Raw genomic sequence first — 21,610 nt, forward strand, 5'->3', positions numbered from 1 at the left:
CGAGTTCAGAAGCGCACGCTCACCGAAACGCTGCCGTTGCGGCCCGGCTGGGTGTAGGCGTCCTTGACGGCCGAGGTCGGCGCCAGGCCGCGCACGTCGCTCCACCAGGCATATTTCTCGTCAGTGAGGTTGAAGAGGCCGCCGCGCAGGGTGACCCTGTCAGCGAGTTTCAGGAACGCGGTCACGTCGAGCGTGGTGAAGCCCGGCGGGGCGTATTGGCCGCCGGCACGGCGCGCTTCCTTCTGGGCGCTGTGGGTCGCGATCACCTGTCCGCCGAACCGGCCACCGGGATCGCGCCAGCCAATGCCCGCGACGACCTTGAGCGGATCGACCGACAGCAAGGGCGTCTCGACGCCTGCCGGGCTGATCTCGTCGCCAGTGGCGTAGGAGATGGCGAGGCGGCCCGTGAAGCCCGCGTCGTTCCACGCCTCGAACCGTGCCTCGGCGCCCTTCACCCGCGCCCGATCGATGTTGATGAACTGGAAGATCGTCGGGTTTGCGGCCGTGCCGGCGCCGCCGACGCTTTCCTGCGAGATGAAGTCGTCATAGTCGACATGGAAGGCGGTAAGGTCGACGCGGACGTTGCTGCCGATGATGCGCAAACCGGCCTCGAACGCCTCGCTGGTTTCGGGCTTGAGGTTAGGGTTGGGCCGCGAGGTGTAGCCGAAGGCGAGGTTCTCGAAGAACTGGTTCACCTGGCTCGGCTCCGGCGCCTTGAAGCCCTGGGCGTAGTTGGCGAACAGGCGGACCGTATCGCCCAGCTTCACCACCGCGCCGATCTTGGGCGAGACGCGCGAGCCATCCTGCTTGGCCGAGGCGAAGTTGGGCAGCAGCGAGTCCTTGTCCGGCGCGAGATTATAGTGATCGAAGCGCAGCGCCGGGTGCAGCGTCACAGGCCCGAGCGTCAGCTCGCCCGCCGCGAACAGCCCCGCCAGCGTATAGTCGGTCTCCGGGAAGGCGCGCGAGGGAAAGACGTCGGGCGGGGTCGGTACCGTGCCGCTGCGCAGCCCCTTCTGGTTGGTGACGCTGATATCGCCGCCAAGCACGAAGCGCTGCGGCGCTTCCGCCGAACCGAAGTTGAGCCGGACATCGCCCGCCGCGCCATAGACGCGGTTCTCGAAGGTATTGAGCCGGGTCCGGTCGGCCGCGATATTGCGATCCTCGACGGTGAACTGGCGATCCTCCGAATCCTGCAGATAGGCGGTCAGCCGCGCCTGCTCGATCGTGCCGTTGCCGGTCCAGGTCCAGTCGAACGCACCGCGCCAGCGACGGCCGGTATCGGTCGCGTCGAGGTTGAGGACGCTCGTCGCGCCTAGCGGCGGGGTCGCATGTCCCGAGAGCACGTCGGAGAAGAGATAGGTGTCGAGATACTCGCCGGTCAGGCGGAAGCGATGCCCGCCGCTTTCGTAGACGACCCTGCCAAGCGCAGCGTTCGAACGCCCGTCCTGCGGATTGGCCTTGGTGCGCGTTGCCCCCGTGCCGCCGACACTGCCGTGATTCTCGTACTCGTTGAAGTCGCGGCGCGTATAGGCGGCCATCGCGGACCAGTCGCCCGAACGGCCGGCGACGATCAGCGTCTCGCTGAATTCATTGTCGGCCGAACTCCACGCGGCGCGCGCACGGCCGCCGAAACCCTCGCCCTCGCGCAGGAAGTCTTTGGGATCGGCGGTGATGAAGCTCACCGCACCGGCCAGACCGTCGCTGCCGTAGAGCGCCGAGGCCGGGCCGCGCAGGATCTCGACCGACTTGATCAGGCCGAGATCGACATAGTCGCCGCGGCCGACGCCCTGCGCACCGAAGCTGAACCCGTCTGGGACGCGCACGCCATCGATCTGGATCAGCACGCGGTTGCCGCCCATACCGCGGATGTTGAAGCCTTCATTGCCCGCGCGTCCGGTCGTGCCGAGTGCAGCGCCGAAGCGCGCCGGCTGGCGATTGACACTGACGCCCGGCTCGAACCGCACCAGTTCCTTGATGTCCGTCACCAGCTCGTCGGCGATCTGCTCTTCGCCGATAACGCTGACGGTCGCAGGCGCGTCCTGCGTCGCCAACGGCGAGCGGGTCGCGGTGACGGTGACCGTGTCGCGCGCATCGGCATCGGCTTCCTCGGCAAACGCCGGGACCGCGACGGTCGCCAACAGACTGGCTCCGGCGGCAAGGAAGCTGCGTGATCGATACATGATTTCCCCTTGAACTTATGGTTGCGACTGATTCGCATTAGCTTCGCCGCCTAAGCTTGTTGCGAACCGTTGTCAATTAACCAGAGGCAGTGGAATGGGGTGCAAATCACGCATGACGTTTCGTGGGCAGCGCGCTAAAGCCGCTCCCCATGCAACGTCCCAAGCTCTCGGTCGTCGTGCCGTGTTACAATGAAGAAGGCTGTCTCGAGCTGCTGCACGGCCGGGTCTCCGCCGCCGCGCGCGCCGCGGTTGGCGATGATTATGAGATCGTGCTGGTCAATGACGGATCGCGCGACGGCAGCTGGGCGGTGATGCAGCGGCTGTCGGCCACCGACCCGCGCCTCGTCGCCGTCAACCTTTCGCGCAACCATGGACACCAGCTCGCGCTGACCGCGGGTCTCGACCTGTGCGCGGGCGAGGAGATCTTGATCATCGACGCGGACCTGCAGGACCCGCCCGAGCTGCTGACCGAGATGCGCGCGACGATGCGCGAGCAGGGCGCCGACGTCGTCTACGCGGTGCGCCGCAAGCGCGAGGGCGAGACCTTTTTCAAGAAGATCACTGCGGCGTTCTTCTACCGCATGCTCGATCGCATCACCGACACGCCGATCCCGCTCGACACCGGCGACTTCCGCCTGATGACGCGGCGGGCACTCGACGCGTTCCTGTCGCTGCCCGAACAGGCGCGCTTCATCCGCGGCATGGTCGCCTGGGTCGGCTTTCGCCAGGTGCCGTTTGTCTATGACCGGCACGAGCGCCATGCCGGCGAGACCAAATATCCGCTCGCCAAGATGATCCGCTTCGCGCTCGACGCGGTCACCGGCTTCTCCACTGCGCCGCTGCGCTTCGCCAGCCATGCCGGCCTCGCGCTCACCGGTCTGTCGGCCCTGCTGTTCTTCTACATCGTCATCGGCTGGCTGCTCGGCAACGCGGTGCAAGGCTGGACCTCCACCATGCTGGTCGTCGTCTTCCTTGGCGCGGTGCAGATGTTCGTGCTCGGCATGATCGGCGAGTATCTGGGCCGCCTCTATGTCGAATCGAAGCGGCGGCCGCTCTATCTGGTCGCCGATGTCGCCGGCCCGGTAAAGGGGCACGCCTCGCTCGGATATCGCTTCGCCGATTCGGGCGAGGTGACCGTGTCGCCCCATGCCCCCGCCCGCCACGAATTGCCCGAAGCCGCGCCTGTCGCTGCGATCAAGGTGCCGCGCCGCAAGCCTGTTCAGGGTGAAGCCGAGGGCGCCGACGAGCCGCCGACACTGCTTTGAAGCGCCCGCTCTCTCTCCTTGCGCTCGCCGCAGCGACGCCGCTTGCCGCACAGCAGGCGACGCCGCTCCAGAGCCGCGTCGAGGCCGAGCTCGCCAAGGCGGCGCCGGGCACGCGGTTCGGCCTGGTCGTCACCGATGTGCAGGGGCGCGAGATCGTGGCGGTCAATCCCGACCAGCGCTTCATCCCGGCGTCGAACACCAAGATCGTCACCACCGCCGCGGCCTATATGACACTGCCGGGGATCGACCGGCCCGATACGGAAGGGGGCGCGACCGTCCGGATCGAGGGGCAAGACGTTGTGCTGACGGGCCGCGGCGACGCGCGGCTGTCGAGCGCGGCGGATTGCGCCACCGACTGCCTGTCGCAGCTCGCCGATGCGATCGCCGCCAAGACGAAGCGCGTGCGCAACATCACCGGCGACGCGACCCTGTTCCCCGACGAGCGCTGGAGTTCGGGGATGAGCTGGAACAACATCCCCAGCCCCTATGGAACCGCACTCAGCGCGCTCACACTGGACGACAATGAGCTGATCGCGACCGCGACACCGGGCAAGGCCGGAGCAACACCGGGCGTCGCCCATCTCGGCTATCTCACGATCGACAACCGCGCCATCACCGTGGCGGCGGGCGGCAAGACCGACCTCAATGTCGATCGGCTGCCCTTCGACCGTAGTATCCGCCTGACCGGCACGATCGCCGCAGACGCTACACCGCAGAAGATCCGGATGGGGATCGACGACCCGGCGCACTATGCCGCCTGGCGGCTCGCCACGTTGCTGCGCGAGCGCGGGGTCAAGGTTTCGGGCGATATCCGCTCGCGCTACCGCACGCCGGACACGAGCGACGATCCCCGTCAGCGGGGCGCCGCGCTACCTCCGCGCGTGACGCCCCCTGCCCCGCTCGCAGCGCTGACTCCGCCGCCGCTGAGCGAGGACATGCGCGTGATCAACAAGGTCAGCCAGAACCTGCACACCGAACTGCTGCTGCGCCGCGTCGGGCTGGTGAAGGGGACAGGATCGGTCGCCGACGGACAGGTTCAGGTCGAGGCGATGTTTGCCGCCGCGGGCGTGCCGCGCACGTCGTGGGATTTCTCCGACGGGTCGGGCATGTCGACCTACAACCGCATCGCGCCGCGCGGGATGGTCAAGCTGCTCCACTGGATCAGCGCCCAGTCCTGGGGCGCGGCGTGGCGCGAGACGCTGCCGGTCGGCGGGGTGGACGGCACGCTGGCGCGCCGATTCAAGGGCACGGTGCTGGAAGGCAGGATCTTCGCCAAGACCGGCACGATCAACGCCACCAATGCGCTTGCCGGCTATTTGACCGCGAAGAGTGGCAAGACGCTGACCTTCGCCGCCTATGCCAATGACGTGCCTTCAGGCACCGCGGCAACTCCGGCGATGGACGCGGCATTGGTAGCGGTCGCCGAAGCGAACTGACCAAAACCGGGGTTGCTGACACGAGGGGCGCCACATTTTCGGCGGCGCCCCAAATCTATCGCGTCAGCAATTGCCCAAATAGATGCCGCTGCGGAAGACACATACCGGCCCGCCCGGAAGCACCTTGGTATCGTAGACGCCTTCACCCGCGCCTTCGGGCGCGATGTCGATAAACATCTGAGCCTTGCACTGGCCTACCGAAGTATAACCAAGCGCCGCATAGTCGCCAGTCTCACAGAAAATATCGATCAAGGCCGCAACTTCGTCGTTGTTTCCATGGCCAATGGGGCTTTCATCTTCAAAACGCTGAGCATTTGCGGCGTTAGTAATAGACTGACCAAACAAAGCGACAGCGATCACACCAATCTTTATAAGATTCATAGCACCATCCTTAATCGATTTTTAGTTACAGACTACCGCCCCCAGCTCAAACGCCAGTGTTAATAATGGTATAGGGCACTATTTAATTTTGCAGTACGGAGCATGGTTCAGAACCGATCTATGTCCTGAACAACCAGTGCCAAGCACTACGCTATATTACGCACCACAGAGCCAGCGTGCGAAAAACAAGTGGCACGCCCCTTCTGTGGCCGGCTAACCGTTGGGCTGAGCGAGGACGATCAGCGACAGGCCCGGCGGCAACGGCACGCGGCCGACCAGATGCCGCTCGAGCCCGAAGATCTTCTCGAAGATTGCGTTGAGCGGCTTGGCGGGTGGCGAATCGTCGCTGTCGTCCTTGCCGGTGATCTTGCCCGCGAGCCGCGCGGCGACCGCAGCGGGAAACAGCAGCGAGTTGAAATAGCCGAGCTTGCGCCATTTGAGACCGGCGCGTTCGAGCGCGGCGATCAGCGTCGCCTTGGAATAGCGGCGCTTGTGGTGGTTCACCACGTCGTGCGCGCTCCACATCCACTGGTGCGCGGGGACGGTGATCAGGATGGTGCCGCCGGGCTTCAGCCGCTTCGCCATCGCTTCGAGCGCGGCAACGTCATCCTCGATATGCTCGACCACGTCGAGCACGGCGATCATGTCATACTGCCCCTCGGCGACGCCCGAGAGTTCGGGCAACGGCGCGCTGCCGACTTCTTTGCCGAGACGCTTGCTCGCGATTTCGCGTGCTGCGGGATCGATCTCGATCGCATCGACCTCGCCGAAGGCGCCGAGCATCGGAAGGTTGTGCCCGGTGCCGCAACCGATTTCGAGGATGCGCGCGCCCTTGGGCGGATTCACCTCACGCCCGATGAAATCGGCGAGGATGTCGCGGCGCGCCACATACCACCAATGGGTGGAATCATGCTCGGCCATGCGGTCGTAAACGATACGGTCCATAGATTTCTAACCAAACACCCATTGGCGGTTGAGCGCAAACGTCGCGACCGGCGTGACGGTCATGATCGGGATCAGCGGCACCCATTCGGGATAATGCATTAGGTCGGCGATCAGCCAGGTGAAGAGCGCGTTGAGCAGCAGCCCGAAGCCTTGGACGACCAGGAATTTGAGGTGCTGGCGCCCGCTATTCTCACGCGTGCCGTGTCCCTTGAAGCTCCACGCGCTGTGCATGAAGAAGCCGCAGGTCACCGCGACAGCGAAGGCGAACGGCACCGCCGCGACCGCGAGGTTGGGAAACACCCACCAGACGAGCGGCAGGTAGACGGCGGAGTAGATCACCGTCGACGCCACGCCCACGATACCGAAGCGCACGAGCTGCCCCAGCACCCCGCTACGCTGCAATTCGCCTATTCTGTGGATGATCGCCGTCACGCCTGCCTTGCCCTGAAGCCGGGCGCCGCACTAATGCCCATCAATCGGTAGGGGAAGCGGTTTTGACCAACGCAGTGCGTGGCTTCGATCTGGAACGGGAATTGTCGGTCCACTGGCTGCGCTGGACGCTGCTGGCCTGGGCGTTGATCGCCGCATGGTTCCTGTGGGATCGCTGGGGGCAGATAAACGCGCTGGCCCTTGGCGACACCGACGACAATATGCGGCTAATGCAGGTCCGCGCGCTGCTCGACGGGCAGGGCTGGTACGATCTGCGCCAGTATCGCCTCAGCCCCCCGGGCGGGCTCGACATCCACTGGTCGCGGCTGGTCGATCTGCCGCTGGCCGCGCTGATCCTGTTGTTCAAGCCGTTCGTCGGAACGCCGATGGCCGAACGGCTGGCATGCGGCATCGCCCCGCTGCTGCCGCTTGCCGTAACGATGGCTGCGCTCGGCGCGACCGTGCGGCGACTAGTCGCGCCGGCCGTCTGGCCGATCGCCACGATCATCCTGCTCGGCTGCGGCGCGACGATGCTGATGTTCATGCCGCTGCGCATCGATCATCACGGCTGGCAGCTCGCCTGCCTCGCGCTGACGCTGGCGGGCATCGCCGATCCCAAAGGCGCGCGCGGCGGGGTGATCGTCGGGCTTTCAAGCGCCGCGTCGCTCACCATCGGGCTCGAACTGCTGCCCTATTGCGCAATAGCTGGAGCGATCGTGACATTGCGCTGGGTTTGGGACGGCGGCGAGGTGCGGCGGATGCAGGCCTATGCGCTGTCGCTGGCGGGTGGAAGCACGATCGGGTTTGCGGTCTTCGCCTCGAACGCCAACTATGCGATGCGCTGCGACGCGCTGACCCCGGTATGGCTGTCGGTGACGATTGCGGCGGGCTTGCTGCTGTTTGCGATCAGCCTGCTCAATCCGGCCAACCGAGTTGCCCGGCTGGGGCTCGCTGCGGTAGCGGGAGCGGCAATCGCGGGCGGGTTCGCCGCGCTGTTCCCGCAATGCCTGTCGCGCCCCGAGGGCGTGTCGGACGAGCTCTACGACATCTGGTTGAGCAATGTGCGCGAGGCGCGACCGATCTACCGCCACAGCTTTGCGATGGGGTTCCCGATCGCGGTTCTTCCGGTGATCGGGGTCATCGGCGCCGCCGTCGCAGCCTGGCGCGCCCGTGCATCGGCGGTGCAGCTGACCAGCTGGATCGCGATCGGGCTGTTCACCGCCTTCGCCGGAGCGATGCTGCTATGGCAGATCCGTGCCGGACCGGCGGCACAGCTGCTCGCCATCCCCGGCGCGACTGCGCTGGTGTGGATGATCGTGCCGTGGTTCCTCAATCAGAAGTATATGGCGGTACGCGTCGTAGGCGCGGTGGTGGCGTTCCTGCTGTTCTCAGGCCTCTTCACCGGCTTCGTCGTCAAATATGTGAAGGTCGATAAGCCGCAAAAGGCGCGCAGCGTGGTCAACCGCGCCAATGCGCGCTGCGCCAGTGCGCCCGGCATGTCGCTCATCGACCGGTCGCTGCCGCCTGCGACGCTGTTCACCCATGTCGATCTGGGGCCCCGGCTGATCGTGATGACGCATCACAAAGGGATCGCCGGGCCCTATCATCGCAACGAACAGGCGATTCTCGACGTCCACCACGCCTTTGCGGGCAGCCCCGACGCGTTCCGCGGCATCGCCAAGCGCTATGGCGCGCAGTACCTGCTGGTCTGCCCCAACATGGCCGAGACGACCATCTACCGCAGCCGCGCGCCCAGCGGCTTCTACGGTCAGCTTGCCAAGGGCAAGACGTTCACCTGGCTCGATCCGGTGAAGCTGCCCGAAAAGGCGCCCTACCGGCTGTGGCGGATCCGCTACGACAAATAGCTGCTACAGCCCGAAGCTGCGCTTGATCCCGTCGATCACGAACTGGATCGCCAGGGCCGAGAGCAGCACGCCGAGCAGGCGGGTGATGACCGATTCGATCTTGGCGCCGAGCAGCCGCATCAGCGGTCCGGCGGCGAGCAGCGCGATCAGGGTCAGGATCAGCACCAGCCCGAGCGCGGCGAATACCACCGCAGTCTCACCCGCCCCGTCGCTGCGCGAGACGAGCAGCATCACGGTCGCGATCGAGCCCGGCCCCGCGATCATCGGCATGCCCATCGGAAAGACCGAAACGTCCTCGACCTCGGGCGTCTCCATGATCTTGTTGGCGCGGTCCTCGCGGCGTTCCTGACGCTTTTCGAACACCATCTCCAGCGCGATGATGAACAGCATGATCCCGCCCGCGATGCGGAAGGCATTGAGACTGATGCCGAGCGTCTTGAGCAGCGCCTCTCCGACCAGTGCGAACACCAGCAGGATAGCGCTGGCAATCACCACCGCACGAATCGCCATGCTGCGCTGCTGCGCGAGCGGCGCGCCCTTGGTCAGGCCTGCATAGATCGGCGCGCAGCCCGGCGGGTCGATCACCACGAACAGCGTAGCGAAGGCGGAGAGAAACAGCTCGATCATGCGCGCTCCGCCAGCTTGCGCTCCCAGGCGAGCGCATCCTTCACGATTCGGTCGAGATCGTCATGCTTCGGCCGCCACGGCAGCGCTTCGAGGATCGCGCGATTGTCCGAGATCAGCTCATCCGGATCGCCTGCACGGCGCCCTTCGAGGCGGCGCTCGATCTTCACATTGGTCACGCGATCGACCGCGTCGAGCACTTCGAGCACCGAATAGCCCCGTCCGTAGCCGGCGTTGAGGAAGTGGCTCTGCCTGGGTTCCGCGACCAGCAGGTCGAGCGCATCGACATGCGCCGCAGCGAGATCGGTGACATGGATATAGTCGCGCACCCCGGTGCCGTCGCGCGTAGCGAAATCGGTGCCGAACACCGACACGCCGTCACGCTTGCCGGTCGCCGCCTCGACCGCGACCTTGATCAAGTGAGTCGCGCCCGCAGTACTCTGACCCGAGCGGCCCTGCGGATCGGCACCGGCGACGTTGAAATAGCGCAGGGCGGCGAAGTTTAGCGGGTGCGCCGCCGCGACGTCGCGAAGCATATGCTCGGTCATCAGCTTCGACATGCCATAGGGGTTGATCGGCAGCTGCGGCGAATCCTCACGCACGGGGACGACTTTGGGAATGCCGTAGGTCGCTGCGGTGGAGGAGAAGATGAAGTGCTTCACCCCTTCGGCCACCGCGCTCTCGATCAGGCTGCGGGATGCCGCGGTGTTGTTGCGATAATATTTGAGCGGGTCGCTGACCGATTCCGGAACCACGACAGATCCGGCGAAGTGCATGATCGCGGTGATGCCGTGCTCGCGGATCGCCGCGCGGACCTTATCATCGTCGGCGACATTGGCGACCACCAGGTTTGCGCGCGGATCGACCGCCCAGTCGAACCCGGTGACGAGATTGTCGAGCACCACGACGCGCCAGCCTGCATCGAGCAGGGCCAGCACCGCATGGCTGCCGATATAGCCCGCCCCGCCCGTCACCATCACCGCGCCGTCGCGCATCATTCCTGTCCTCTTCGAGAGAAGAAGCACCGGCCCGCTCCCCCACCCGGCCACCCATATGACGCTAGCGCTGGGTTGCCGGGTGGGGGAGCGGGCCGGTGCCGCCCTGTTTCAGCGCAGCTGAAACAGATACTAGTTACGCCGCCCGCTCAACCCTATCTTGCATGGCGTAGCAAGGAGTTGAAGCGAATGACCACCGAAACCGCAATTCTCGCGGGCGGCTGCTTCTGGTGCGTGGAAGCCGTGTTCAAGGACCTGATCGGCGTCGAGTCAGTCGAAAGCGGCTATATCGGCGGGCACGTGCCCGAACCGACCTACAAGGCGGTTTGCGGTGGCGATACTGGCCATGCCGAGGCGCTGAAGGTCGTATTCGACCCCGCGCAGATCAGCTATGGCGACCTGCTCGACATCTTCTTCGCGACGCACGATCCGACCCAGCTCAACCGCCAGGGCAACGACGTCGGCACGCAGTACCGGTCGGCGATCTTCCCGCAGTCGCCCGAGCAGGAGGAAGCGGCAAAGGCCGGGATCGAGCGCAACGCCAGCGAATGGCCTGCGCCGATCGTCACCACGATCGAGGCGAACGACACCTGGTGGCCGGCCGAGGGCTATCATCAGGATTATTGGGAAGGCGAAGGCCAGCGCAATCCCTATTGCCTGGCGGTAATTCCGCCCAAGCTCAACAAGCTGCGCAAGAGCTTCGCCAACCGGATCAAGGAAGGCGCTCAGGCCTGAAGTCCTCCATCACCCCGGCGCGCACCGGGGTGATGAAACACAAAGGCCGGCCTAGAGCGGCGCACCCTCCACCGGGGGCCGCTTCGACGCATCGGCGCCGAGCGCCTTGTAGAAGATCCCGCCGAGCACGCCGCCGACGATCGGCGCCACCCAGAACAACCAGAGCTGGCTGATGGCCCAACCGCCGACGATCAGCGCCGGCCCGGTGCTGCGCGCCGGATTGACCGAGGTGTTGGTGACCGGAATCGAGATGAGGTGGATCAGCATCAGTGCAAGACCGATCGCGATCGGCGCGAAACCCGCGGGCGCACGGCTGTCGGTCGATCCCATGATGATGACTACGAACATGAAGGTCAGCACGACCTCGATCGCCAGCGCCGACTGGAGATTGAACTTGCCCGGCGAATGCTCGCCAAAGCCGTTCGCGGCGAGCCCGCCCGCGAGGTCGTATCCCCCCGGCGCACCGCTTGCGATACAATAAAGCAGCCATGCCGCGATCACGGCGCCGATCACCTGCGCGACGACATAGAGCGGAATATCCTTGCCCGCAAAGCGCCCCCCGGCCCACAGGCCGAACGTCACCGCCGGATTGAGATGGCAGCCCGAAATGTGCCCGATCGAATAGGCCATTGTCAGCACCGTCAGGCCGAAGGCGAACGATACCCCAAGCAACCCGATGCCGACTTCCGGAAACGCCGCCGCCAGCACCGCGCTGCCGCAGCCGCCAAAGACCAGCCAGAATGTGCCGACCAGTTCGGCCAGCCCCCGTTGCACATTGGTCATCATGTCTCTCCCACTCTCGTGTTCGAACACTCGCCCTGAACGCGGCAAGCGGGAGACTAGGGGTCGTTGCGTGGGTGTAAAGGCTTTGCTTGAAGTTCAGCCTGGCTGAAGCAGCGCCGGACCCGCCCCACCCGGCCACCCAATGGCAGCAGGGAGCGGGCCGGTCTCGTACTATGGACGGTGCGCGGCGCGGCGGAGGCGATCATTGATCGCAACGCCGATACCCTTGTCGGGAACGGGCGCGACGGCAATCGCCGCGCAATCCGAATCGTCGGCACGGTGAAGCGCATCGAACAGAGCCGCTGCCGCCTCGATCAGATCGCCGGCGGCGGAAAGCGTGTCGTTACCCGCCACTGCGCCAAAGCCGATCAGCCATTCGTCCGCGCAGCGCTCGGTCGCATCGAGCCGGACCGGTTTGGTAGGCGCATAGTGGCTGGCGAGCTGCCCGGGCGCCTCGATCGCCTCGCTTCCCCCGGAAAGCCAGCGCCCGATCTCGCGCTCGATCGCCTCTGCCGGAATCGGGCCGGGACGCAGCAGCCGCGGATTGCCGCCGAGCGCGACGATGGTCGATTCGATGCCGCCGCTGGTGGGGCCATCGTCGACGATCAACGGGATGCGGCCATGCAGGCTGACTGCGACATGCGCAGCACGCGTCGGGCTGATCGTACCGCTGGCATTGGCCGAGGGTGCGGCGAGCGGCTTGCCGCTGGCCGCGAGCAACGCCTGCATCGCGCGATGCTGGGGCACGCGGATCGCGACGGTATCGAGCCCCGCGGTCACGATGCCGGCGATTTCAGCTTCCGGCCGCAACGGCAGCACCAGCGTGAGCGGGCCGGGCCAGAAAGCATCGGCGAGCGCGCGCGCATCCCGGTCGAACAACGCGATCTTCTCGGCCGCCCGCCGATCCGTGACATGCACGATCAGCGGATTGAACGACGGACGCCCCTTGGCGGCATAGACGCCCGCCACCGCATCGCGATTCGTGGCATCGGCGGCGAGCCCATAGACTGTCTCGGTCGGAATCGCGACGCATCCCCCCCCATCGATCACCCCGGCGGCACGTGCGATCGCAGCCTCGCCGTAGGGTAAGATCAGGGTTTCGATCAGCGGATTTGGAGCGGCCATGTCCTCTGGCTATAGCGAGGCAAAAATGACGGCAAGAGAGGACCGATGAGCTTCACCCCCGCCACTGCAGAGCAGCGTTTCGCGCTGGAGCATATCGCCGGCATTTCGGAGCTGTCCGAAGCAGCGACTCCCGATCTGGTCGATGCCGTGCTCGAAGGCGCGGGCGCGTTCGCCGCGGGCGAATGGGCGCCGCTCGATCGCGCCGGCGATACCGTCGGCGCGAAATGGACGCCCGAGGGGGTGAAGATGCCCGCAGGCTATCCCGAGGCGTACAAGGCCTATGTCGAGGGGGGCTGGGGCACGATCGGATCGCCCGAAGCCTATGGCGGCCAGGGCCTGCCCTTCACCCTCGCGACCGCAGTGCTGGAAACGCTTGGTACCGCCAATACCGGCTTCGCGTTGTGCCCGACGCTGAACGTCGGCGCGATCGAATCGCTGGTTCACCATGGCACGCCCGAGCAGCAGGACCTGTGGCTGCCCAAGCTTTCGACCGGCGAGTGGACCGGGACGATGAACCTCACCGAACCGCAGGCGGGCAGCGACGTCGGCGCGCTCAAGAGCCGCGCCACGCCGCGCGCCGACGGCAAATGGTCGATCACCGGGACCAAAATCTTCATCAGCTTCGGCGATCACGACATGGCGGACAACATCGTCCACCTCGTCCTCGCCCGCACACCCGATGCCCCGCCGGGGACCAAGGGCATCTCGCTGTTCCTCGTCCCGAAGTACCGGCTCGATGCCAACGGCAATCCGGGCGAATTCAACGATGTCCGCGTCGTATCGATCGAACACAAGATGGGACTGCACGCCTCCCCCACCTGCGTTCTCTCGTTCGGCGACAATGGCGATTGCGTGGGCGAGCTGATCGGGCCGGAACTGGGCGGCATGCGCGCGATGTTCACGATGATGAACAATGCGCGGCTCAATGTCGGACTTCAGGGGGTGCAGGTCGCCGAGCGCGCGACCCAGCGCGCCGTCGCCTATGCCCGCGAACGCGTCCAGTCGGCACGCGCCGGGCATGGCCGCGAGCCGGTAGCGATCATCGAGCATCCCGATGTGCGCCGCATGCTGATGCGGATGAAGGCGCAGACGATGGCGGCCCGCGCGCTGGTCTATCTCGCCGCTTCGATGGTGGATCGGGCGAACGCCGGCGAAGCGGCGGCGAAGGCGCGGCTCGAGCTGCTCACCCCGCTGGCCAAGGCGCACGGCACCGACATCGGCAACGAGGTCGCGAGCCTGGGCGTCCAGGTACATGGTGGCATGGGCTATATCGAGGAGACCGGCGCCGCCCAGCATTTTCGCGACGCGCGCATCACCCCGATCTACGAGGGCACCAACGGCATTCAGGCCGCCGATCTCGTCGGCCGCAAGCTGAGCATGGACAATGGCGGCACCTTGTTTGCGCTGACCGCGCAAGTGCGGAGCGAGGCGCAGGATGCCGGGCTCATCGCGCTGATCGAAGCGTGCGAGGAAGTCGGGCGGCACATGCTGGCGAGCGAGGTCGAGGACCGGCTGGCTGGCTCCTATCCGTTCCTGACGATGCTGTCGGTCGCGGTGTGCGGCTGGTTGATGGAGAAGCAATGCGGCATCGCGGCGAGCGCGGAGGGCGATCCGGCCTTTCTGGCGATGAAGCAGGCCGCGGCTCGGTTCTACGTTGAGCAGATCGTGCCGGAAGCAATGGGCCTTAAGGCGGCCGCGCTGGCGGACGCGGATGTGCTGTACTCGATCAATGCGGAGACCTTTGCCGCCTAGTCATACTCGTCACCCCGCCTTGTGCCGGGGTCCCTCGGGAGGTGAGCAAGGGTCGAGGCGCTTGGAGGCATAGTGCAAGGCACCGTGGATCCCGGCAAAAGGCCGGGATGACGACGGTGGGAGTCGGGGGTCAGGCGATCTCGCGGTCCAGCAACTCATGCGCGCTCAGCCCGAGCAGGCCGATATGCTCGCGCACCTTGGGCCAGTAGCTGGTGAGGAAGCGGTCGCGCTCTGCGACCTTCAGCCGTTCGACCGCGCCGGGCAGGACGAACATGCCGACGCCGCGGCGCACCTCGACATAGCCGTCGTCCTGGAAGCTCTGATAGGCCTTGGCGACGGTCAGCGGGTTGGCGCCGTGTTCGGCGGCGAGCGCGCGCACCGACGGCAACTGGTCCCCCGCCCGGTATTCGCCACGCAGAATCGCCGTCGCGATGCTGGCACGCAGCTTCAGATAAACCGGGCTGTCTTCATGCTCAAGCGCTGTCATGCTGCCTTAATACAGCATGGGAGCGGAAACATCCATACCAAAGAAGGTTTCGTCAGTTACCGCCTGCCGCCGGCCCGGCCCAGATCGACACGGTTTTCGCCATGTCCGGCCGGGGACGCTCCTCCAGCGGCTTGCCCGGCGTGCCGATGAACACGAAGCCTGCGATTCGTTCGGGAGCGGCGCCGAACAGGTCGCGCACCCGGTCGCTGAACGCCGCCCAGCCGGTAAGCCAGCAGGCGGCATAGCCCATCGCGTGCACGGCATGTTCGAGGTTCATCGTCGCCGCACCGACCGACAATTCCTGCTCCCAGAGCGGGATATGGCTTTCGACCTTCGGCGAGGCGAGCACGACGACCAGCGCCGGCGCCTGCCGCGCAAACTGGTCCATCGCCTCGATCTCCAGCCGCCCAGCCCCCGGCTTTTCCGCGCGGTAGGCATCGACGATCGCGGCCGCGAGCGAATCGCGTTGATCCGTCGGCACGATCACGAAACGCCAGGGTGCCAGCTTGCCATGATCCGGCGTACGCGCGGCGATCTCAAGGATCTGGTCGAGCTCGCCCGCATCCGGGCCGGGCGCGATCATGTCGCGTGCCTTGCCGGAACGGCGGGTGGCGAGCAGCGAGAGCGGAGTCGAGCGGTCGTTGAAAGTCATGCCGGCCCGTTAGCCGCTTCGCCGCGCGCCGCAAAGGGTCATTGCGAACGATTCTCAATCGACAACCCGATTACGGGGCACGGTTTCCCTTGTAACAATCATGCTTCAACATGTGAGGTTTCGCCGCTAGGGTCGCTCGTATCTTTATGCGCCGTTCAGGAGAGCAGCGCCGCATGGCATTAGATAAGGGGTCAAGCCTTGCCGCATTTCAAAGACATGAGCCTATGGGCTGAGGCCGAGTGGATCGCCGTGATCGCCACGGTCCTGCTCTTCGCCTTCCTCGCAGGCGGCGCGATGATCGCAGCCAGCCGCAAACCCGAATTCGCCGGCCACCCCAAGGGCCTGTACATGCTGTTCTTCGCCGAGATGTGGGAGCGTTTCTCCTACTACGGCATGCGCGCAATCCTGATCTTCTACCTGACCCAGCACTGGCTGTTCTCGGACGGCAAGTCGAACCTGATCTACGGCGCCTATACGTCGCTGGTCTACATCACCCCGGTGCTCGGCGGCTATCTCGCCGACCGGTATCTCGGGCAGCGCAAGGCGGTGATCTTCGGCGGCCTGTTGCTGGCCGCGGGCCATTCACTGATGGCGGTCGAGGGCACCGGCGGGCAGAATGATCCGACGATCAACGTCTTCTGGGCGGCGCTCGCCTTCATCATCGTCGGCTCGGGCTTCCTCAAGGCCAACATCTCGGTGATGGTCGGACAGCTCTACAACCTCACCGACACGCGCCGCGACGCGGCCTATACGATCTTCTACATGGGCATCAACGTCGGCGCCGCGCTCGGCACCATCCTGGTCGCCTATCTCGGCCAGACCATTGGCTGGGGCTATGGCTTCGGCCTCGCCGGGATCGGCATGCTCGCCGGGCTGATCGTGTTCGTGCTGGGCAAGGCGTCGCTCCGCGGTGCCGGCGAAGCGCCAGCGCCGCTGACGCGCGCGCGCGAATTTGCGCTGTACGGCGTCGGTCTCGCCTCGGTCGCGGTGATCTGGGCGCTGGTCCAGTATCAGGACGTCATTCAGACGCTGCTCGCCATCTCGGGCGTCGCGCTGCTGGGCTACGTGCTCTACGAAAGCTTCAAGCTGCCCAAGGAACCCCGCGAGCGCATGTTCGCGATCCTGTTCCTGATCTCGCTCAACCCGATCTTCTGGGGCCTGTTCGAACAGGCCGGTGGATCGATGAACCTGTTCACCAACGAGTTCGTCGATCGCGGCGGCGTGCCGGCCGGCATCTTCCAGTCGATCAACCCGATCTACATCATCTTGTTCGCGCCGCTCTTTGCCGGCCTGTGGCAGTTCCTCGGCAAGCGCGGGCTTGAGCCGTCGGCGCCGGCGAAGTTCGGCATCGCCCTGCTCCAGATGGGCCTCGCCAATCTGGTGCTGGTGTGGGGCGCGCATGCATGGGGCATCGAAGCGATGACCCCGGTCTTCCTCGTCTTCGCCTATTATCTGTTCGCGACTACCGCCGAGCTCTGCCTCTCGCCCGTCGGCCTCTCCGCAATGAACCGGCTCGCGCCCAAGTTCCTCGCCTCGCTCATCATGGGCGCGTGGTTCTACATGACCGCGGTCGGCAATTTCGTCGCCGGCAAGATCGGCGAAGCGACTGGCGGTCACGACGGCAAGATGACCAAGGCCGGACTGCTCGACATCTATGACCTGTTCGGCTGGATCGCGATCGGCGTGGGCGTGGCGGTGTTGCTGTTCAGCCCGGTCGTGCGGCGCTGGATGCACCTCGACACGCTCAAGGACGACCCGCTGGCGGGTCAGGCGGAGCTGGCGGAGGCGCAAGCGGCAGGTACCCGTCCGGATCTCGAGACCAAGCGGGTCTGAGCAAAGCCGACAAGAAGAGGGCGCGGGGATCACTCCCCGCGCCCTTTTTGGTGTCCGTTATCTCGCGCGGCTCATCCCACGCGGTTCGCCACCAGATCGTCGACCACCGACGGATCGGCGAGGGTCGAGGTGTCACCCAGCGACGAGACATCGCCTTCGGCGATCTTGCGCAGGATGCGGCGCATGATCTTGCCCGAACGGGTCTTGGGCAGGCCCGGTGCGAACTGGAGCGCGTCGGGCGTGGCGATCGGGCCGATCTCGGTACGGACCCACTTCACCAGCTCGGCGCGCAGCGCGTCGTCGGCGGCGCAGCCGGCGTTGAGCGTGACATAGGCGTAGATGCCCTGGCCCTTCACATCGTGCGGCATGCCGACGACCGCGGCCTCGGCGACCTTGGGATGGAGCACCAGCGCGCTCTCGACCTCGGCCGTACCCATGCGATGGCCGCTGACGTTGATGACGTCGTCGACCCGCCCGGTGATCCAGTAATAGCCATCCTCGTCGCGGCGGCAGCCGTCGCCGGTGAAATATTTGCCGGGATAAGTTGTGAAATAGGTCTGGAAGAAGCGTTCATGATCGCCCCAGACGGTGCGCATCTGCCCCGGCCAGCTGCGCGCGATGACGAGGTTACCCTCGGTCGCGCCGTGCAGCACCGCGCCCTCGCTATCGACCAGCTGCGGATCGACCCCGGGCAGCGGCCGCGTAGCGCTACCGGGCTTGAGGTCCGTCGCGCCCGGCATCGGCGCGATCATCGCCCCGCCGGTCTCGGTCTGCCACCAGGTGTCGATGATCGGGCAGCGGCTTTCGCCCACCACCTCATGATACCAGCGCCATGCTTCCGGGTTGATCGGCTCGCCGACCGTGCCGAGCAGACGCAGCGACGTGCGGCTGGTCTTCGTCACGAAATCATCGCCGTCCTTCATCAGCGCGCGCAGCGCCGTCGGGGCAGTGAAGATGGTGTGGACGTTATGCCGATCCACCACCTGCCAGATGCGGCTGGCGTCGGGCCAGTTGGGCAGGCCTTCATACATCAAGGTCGTCGCGCCATTGGCGAGGGGACCGTAGAGGATGTAGCTGTGCCCGGTGACCCAGCCGATATCGGCCGCGCACCACCAGACATTGCCGGGGCGATAATCGAAAGCCAGCTCATGCGTCAGGCTCGCCCAGAGCAGATAGCCCGCGCTGGTGTGGAGCACGCCCTTGGGCTTGCCGGTCGAGCCCGAGGTATAGAGGATGAACAGTGGATCCTCCGCGTTCATCGTCTCCGCCGGACAGTCGGTACCCACGCCCGCCGCAGCCTCGTGATACCAGACATCGCGGCCCGGGGTCATCGTCACATGACCGCCGGTTGCCTTGACCACGATCACCTTCTCAAGCGCCGGCGCACGCTCGGCCGCGGCATCGACATTGGCCTTGAGCGCGATGCGCTTGCCGCCGCGACGGCCCTCGTCGGCGGTGATCACGACGCTGCTGTCGCAATCGGTGATGCGTCCCGCCAGCGCCTCGGGCGAGAAGCCGCCGAACACCACCGAATGGATCGCGCCCAATCGCGCGCAGGCGAGGATCGCGAACGCCGCTTCGGGGATCATCGGCATGTAGATGGTGACGCGGTCGCCCTTCTTGACGCCCTGGCCCTTCAGCACATTGGCGAAGCGGCAGACCTCTTCATGAAGCTCGCGATAGGTGAACTGGCGCGACGCCTCGGCGGGATCGTCCGGCTCCCAGATGATCGCGACCTCGTCACCGCGGCTCGCCAGATGCCGGTCGATGCAGTTCGCCGCGACGTTGAGCTTGCCGTCCGCAAACCATTCGATGCGGAAATCGCTCTCATCGAACGACCAGTCGCCCGCCAGTTCCGGACGTTTCACCCAGTCGAGACGCTTCGCCTGATCGAGCCAGAAGCTGCCCGGATCGGCGATCGAGCGCCCATAAAGCTGCTCATAGCCCGCCGCATCGTAACGCGCCTCCCGTGCCCATTCCGCAGGAACTGGATGAATCTCGCCGGTCATTGCCTCTCCCTTCGGGCCGGAGCTGTAGTTTCCGGCCCGGAAAAGGCAACGCCAACGGCGCTTTTGCGACCTTAAGCTTCAGTGATAGCGATCTCAGGCGAAGGTCCGTGCGGATCAGGCCTTCGAATTGGCATATTCCTGCGTGCCGTGGGTGATCACCCGGTCGCCCGCCACGATCTCTGCGATCGGGATATCGGGCTGGGCGAGGATCTCGGCATAGAGCGGTGCAAAGTCGGTCTCGACGGTCGCCCGGAGCAGGGTTTCAAAGCTCGGGATCACGAAATAATTCTGCTGGAAGTCGTCGATCCGGTACTCGGTACGCATCACCCGCTTGAGATCGAAACCGATGCGATTGGGGCTGTCGCTCTCCAGCGCGAAACGGCTCTCGGCGGAACTGGATACGATGCCCGAGCCATAGATGCGCAGGTCGCCCGCTTCCTCGATCAGCCCGAATTCGACGGTGTACCAATAGAGACGCGAAAGCTGCTTGAGCGCGCCCAGTTCCATCGCCCGGCCGCCGCCGCGGCCATAGGCCTCCATATAGTCGGCGAAGACCGGATCGGCGAGCATCGGGACATGGCCGAACACGTCGTGGAAGACGTCCGGCTCCTGCAGATAGTCGAGCTGATCGGGGCGGCGGATGAAATTGCCCGCGACGAAACGGCGATTGGCCATGTGATCGAAGAACACGTCGTCGGGAACGAGGCCGGGCACGGCCACGACCTGCCAGCCGGTCAGCTTCACCAGCCGTTCCGACAGCTCCTCGAAATTCGGGATGCCGCCGTCGGAGAGCTTAAGCAGCTCAAGCCCATGCAGATACGCTTTCGACGCGCGGCCGGGCAGCAGCTTGATCTGGCGTTCGAACAGCGTGTCCCACACGCCATGTTCTTCCGCAGTGAAGGCGTCCCAATTCTGCGGGATCGTCCAGTCGGCCGCCGCACCCTCGGGCGGGCGGTCGAGAACATGGGTTTCATTGCTCATGCTGCATCATATCATGGCTATCGTAACAACGGAAACAAGTTGCGCTGCAGCATGCCCTAGAAACGCTCGCATCGCCCCCTATCTCGGTTACAAGGTGGTGAGATGGCGTTGAACCTCGATGCAAAGGCCCCGCCGATGGCGGTGATGCTCTCCGAGTGGCCCCGCGCGGCATGGGGTTTATCGACCCTGCCCTTCGCCTGGCCCGAATTGATGCAGGCGCCGCGCGGCGACGGCCGCCCCGTGCTGACGCTGCCCGGCCTGGTCAACAGCGACCTCTCGAATATCGTCATGCGCCGCTATCTCGATGCGCTCGGCTATCGCGCGCTGCCATGGGAGCTGGGGCGCAATTTCGGCCCGCGCGCGATCGGCAGGGAGGGCGAACGGCTGTTCGAACGGATCGCCGCCATCCATGACGAGACGGGCGAGAAGGTCACGTTGATCGGGGTCAGCCTGGGCGGGATCATGGCGCGCGTCGCTGCGCACCGGCATCCCGAACTGGTGCGTGAAGTGATCACGGTAAGCTCGCCTTTTGCGGGCCTGCCCACCGCAACCAATGTCTGGCGCGTGTTCGAGCTGGTCTGCGGACAACGCGCCGACGACCCGGCAGTGCGCGCCTGGCTCGAGGAAGCCGCGACACCCCTGCCCGTTCCCGCCACGGCGATCTGGAGCCGCAACGACGGGCTGGTCAACGGCATGTGCTGTCATGAGGCCGAACAGGGCGATGCGCGTTCGATCGAGGTCGACAGCTCGCATCTGTGGGTTCAGATGAAACCCGAAGTGCTGCGCGCCATCGCCGATACGCTGGGGCGCGGCGCGCAAGCGTCCTAATTGTCCTCGAGTTCGGGGTCGCCGGCGCGATAGCCCTGATAGGGCCCGCAAGTGTCGGGATCCTTGCGGCATGCCTCCTCGTGCTTCTTGCGCTCTCGGCCTTCGCGCGCTTCCTGCTTGCGCAGCTTGCGGCCGGCATTGCGGTCGGCTTCGTCCTGGCTGGTGGTCGCCCAGTCCGCGGTCTTGCCGACCACCTTGACCGGGGCCGTAACGATGCTCGCCGCGGTCCTGAGGCAGCCGCCGGTCAGCAGCGGCAGCGCCGCGACCGCCAGAATCAAACCCTTACGCATCCTGCTCTCTCCCGG

At 65.6% G+C, this 21,610-nt stretch carries 20 protein-coding genes; 7 read left to right on the forward strand and 13 right to left on the reverse strand.

Annotated elements, in window-relative coordinates; all coding sequences use genetic code 11:
* Positions 1 to 5: 5 nt before the first annotated feature.
* Positions 6 to 2,180: a TonB-dependent hemoglobin/transferrin/lactoferrin family receptor gene (locus BDW16_RS06385; protein ID WP_066580883.1), complete on the reverse strand. Its 2,175-nt coding sequence runs from the start codon at positions 2,178 to 2,180 to the stop codon at positions 6 to 8.
* Positions 2,181 to 2,329: 149 nt separating this feature from the next.
* Between BDW16_RS06385 and BDW16_RS06390 the strand changes: the two genes are divergently transcribed.
* Both BDW16_RS06390 and dacB read left to right on the forward strand, forming a co-directional pair.
* Positions 2,330 to 3,445: a glycosyltransferase family 2 protein gene (locus tag BDW16_RS06390; protein WP_083629454.1), complete on the forward strand. Its 1,116-nt coding sequence runs from the start codon at positions 2,330 to 2,332 to the stop codon at positions 3,443 to 3,445.
* Positions 3,442 to 4,881, forward strand: a complete 1,440-nt coding sequence (gene dacB / locus BDW16_RS06395) for a D-alanyl-D-alanine carboxypeptidase/D-alanyl-D-alanine endopeptidase (RefSeq protein ID WP_066580882.1) — start codon at positions 3,442 to 3,444, stop codon at positions 4,879 to 4,881. Before BDW16_RS06390 ends, dacB begins: the two co-directional genes overlap by 4 nt.
* A gap of 63 nt (positions 4,882 to 4,944) precedes the next feature.
* Here dacB and BDW16_RS21065 read toward each other — a convergent pair whose 3' ends face one another.
* The 3 genes from BDW16_RS21065 to BDW16_RS06410 all read right to left on the reverse strand — a co-directional run bounded on the left by BDW16_RS21065 (position 4,945) and on the right by BDW16_RS06410 (position 6,639).
* Positions 4,945 to 5,262 carry a hypothetical protein gene (locus BDW16_RS21065; protein WP_125958860.1) on the reverse strand — a complete coding sequence of 106 codons (318 nt, stop codon included), beginning with the start codon at positions 5,260 to 5,262 and terminating at the stop codon, positions 4,945 to 4,947.
* Between the two features lie 213 nt (positions 5,263 to 5,475).
* Entirely contained in the window at positions 5,476 to 6,207 is a 732-nt protein-coding gene (locus BDW16_RS06405) for a class I SAM-dependent methyltransferase (protein ID WP_066580878.1), read from the reverse strand.
* Between the two features lie 6 nt (positions 6,208 to 6,213).
* Positions 6,214 to 6,639 (reverse strand): GtrA family protein, encoded by a 426-nt coding sequence (locus BDW16_RS06410; protein WP_237241293.1) that lies wholly within the window; start codon positions 6,637 to 6,639, stop codon positions 6,214 to 6,216.
* Positions 6,640 to 6,701: 62 nt separating this feature from the next.
* Between BDW16_RS06410 and BDW16_RS06415 the strand changes: the two genes are divergently transcribed.
* A complete protein-coding gene (locus tag BDW16_RS06415; RefSeq protein ID WP_241230591.1) occupies positions 6,702 to 8,501 on the forward strand; it encodes an AcrB/AcrD/AcrF family protein in 1,800 nt (599 codons plus the stop codon).
* A 3-nt stretch (positions 8,502 to 8,504) separates the two neighbouring features.
* Here the strand turns inward: BDW16_RS06415 and BDW16_RS06420 are convergent, their stop codons facing one another.
* Positions 8,505 to 9,128, reverse strand: coding sequence for a MarC family protein (locus tag BDW16_RS06420; RefSeq protein ID WP_066580874.1), 624 nt, complete (start codon positions 9,126 to 9,128; stop codon positions 8,505 to 8,507).
* A complete protein-coding gene (galE, locus tag BDW16_RS06425) occupies positions 9,125 to 10,120 on the reverse strand; it encodes a UDP-glucose 4-epimerase GalE (protein ID WP_066580961.1) in 996 nt (331 codons plus the stop codon). The genes BDW16_RS06420 and galE overlap by 4 nt, the downstream gene beginning before the upstream one ends.
* A 189-nt stretch (positions 10,121 to 10,309) precedes the next feature.
* Here galE and msrA point away from each other — a divergent pair, with 189 nt between their 5' ends.
* Positions 10,310 to 10,855 carry a peptide-methionine (S)-S-oxide reductase MsrA gene (gene msrA / locus BDW16_RS06430; protein WP_066579710.1) on the forward strand — a complete coding sequence of 182 codons (546 nt, stop codon included), beginning with the start codon at positions 10,310 to 10,312 and terminating at the stop codon, positions 10,853 to 10,855.
* A gap of 51 nt (positions 10,856 to 10,906) precedes the next feature.
* Here the strand turns inward: msrA and aqpZ are convergent, their stop codons facing one another.
* Together aqpZ and BDW16_RS06440 are read right to left on the reverse strand one after the other, a co-directional pair.
* On the reverse strand, positions 10,907 to 11,638 hold the full coding sequence (gene aqpZ / locus BDW16_RS06435) for an aquaporin Z (protein WP_066579717.1): 732 nt from the start codon (positions 11,636 to 11,638) through the stop codon (positions 10,907 to 10,909).
* 171 nt (positions 11,639 to 11,809) lie between these two features.
* Entirely contained in the window at positions 11,810 to 12,763 is a 954-nt protein-coding gene (locus BDW16_RS06440; protein ID WP_066579708.1) for an L-threonylcarbamoyladenylate synthase, read from the reverse strand.
* Positions 12,764 to 12,808: 45 nt separating this feature from the next.
* Between BDW16_RS06440 and BDW16_RS06445 the strand changes: the two genes are divergently transcribed.
* Positions 12,809 to 14,515, forward strand: a complete 1,707-nt coding sequence (locus BDW16_RS06445; RefSeq protein WP_066579706.1) for an acyl-CoA dehydrogenase family protein — start codon at positions 12,809 to 12,811, stop codon at positions 14,513 to 14,515.
* 130 nt (positions 14,516 to 14,645) lie between these two features.
* Here the strand turns inward: BDW16_RS06445 and BDW16_RS06450 are convergent, their stop codons facing one another.
* Together BDW16_RS06450 and BDW16_RS06455 are read right to left on the reverse strand one after the other, a co-directional pair.
* The gene (locus tag BDW16_RS06450) at positions 14,646 to 15,002 is read right to left on the reverse strand and encodes a GntR family transcriptional regulator (RefSeq protein WP_066579705.1); all 357 of its coding nucleotides are present in this window, start codon (positions 15,000 to 15,002) and stop codon (positions 14,646 to 14,648) included.
* 52 nt (positions 15,003 to 15,054) lie between these two features.
* Complete coding sequence (locus tag BDW16_RS06455) at positions 15,055 to 15,654, reverse strand: nitroreductase family protein (protein WP_066579703.1); 600 nt, start codon at positions 15,652 to 15,654, stop codon at positions 15,055 to 15,057.
* 216 nt (positions 15,655 to 15,870) lie between these two features.
* On the opposite strand from BDW16_RS06455, the gene BDW16_RS06460 reads away from it, so the two are divergent.
* Complete coding sequence (locus BDW16_RS06460; protein WP_066579715.1) at positions 15,871 to 17,487, forward strand: peptide MFS transporter; 1,617 nt, start codon at positions 15,871 to 15,873, stop codon at positions 17,485 to 17,487.
* A 71-nt stretch (positions 17,488 to 17,558) separates the two neighbouring features.
* On the opposite strand, the gene acs is transcribed toward BDW16_RS06460, so the two are convergent.
* Both acs and phhA read right to left on the reverse strand, forming a co-directional pair.
* A complete protein-coding gene (gene acs / locus BDW16_RS06465) occupies positions 17,559 to 19,496 on the reverse strand; it encodes an acetate--CoA ligase (protein ID WP_066579701.1) in 1,938 nt (645 codons plus the stop codon).
* Between the two features lie 114 nt (positions 19,497 to 19,610).
* Positions 19,611 to 20,477, reverse strand: a complete 867-nt coding sequence (gene phhA, locus BDW16_RS06470; protein WP_066579697.1) for a phenylalanine 4-monooxygenase — start codon at positions 20,475 to 20,477, stop codon at positions 19,611 to 19,613.
* Between the two features lie 102 nt (positions 20,478 to 20,579).
* On the opposite strand from phhA, the gene BDW16_RS06475 reads away from it, so the two are divergent.
* Positions 20,580 to 21,305: an alpha/beta fold hydrolase gene (locus BDW16_RS06475; protein ID WP_066579695.1), complete on the forward strand. Its 726-nt coding sequence runs from the start codon at positions 20,580 to 20,582 to the stop codon at positions 21,303 to 21,305.
* Here BDW16_RS06475 and BDW16_RS06480 read toward each other — a convergent pair.
* Entirely contained in the window at positions 21,302 to 21,595 is a 294-nt protein-coding gene (locus BDW16_RS06480) for a hypothetical protein (RefSeq protein ID WP_066579693.1), read from the reverse strand. The genes BDW16_RS06475 and BDW16_RS06480 overlap by 4 nt on opposite strands.
* Positions 21,596 to 21,610 lie beyond the last annotated feature (15 nt).

The organism is Sphingomonas koreensis, from assembly GCF_002797435.1.
In the GTDB taxonomy this organism is placed as follows: Bacteria; Pseudomonadota; Alphaproteobacteria; order Sphingomonadales; family Sphingomonadaceae; genus Sphingomonas; species Sphingomonas koreensis.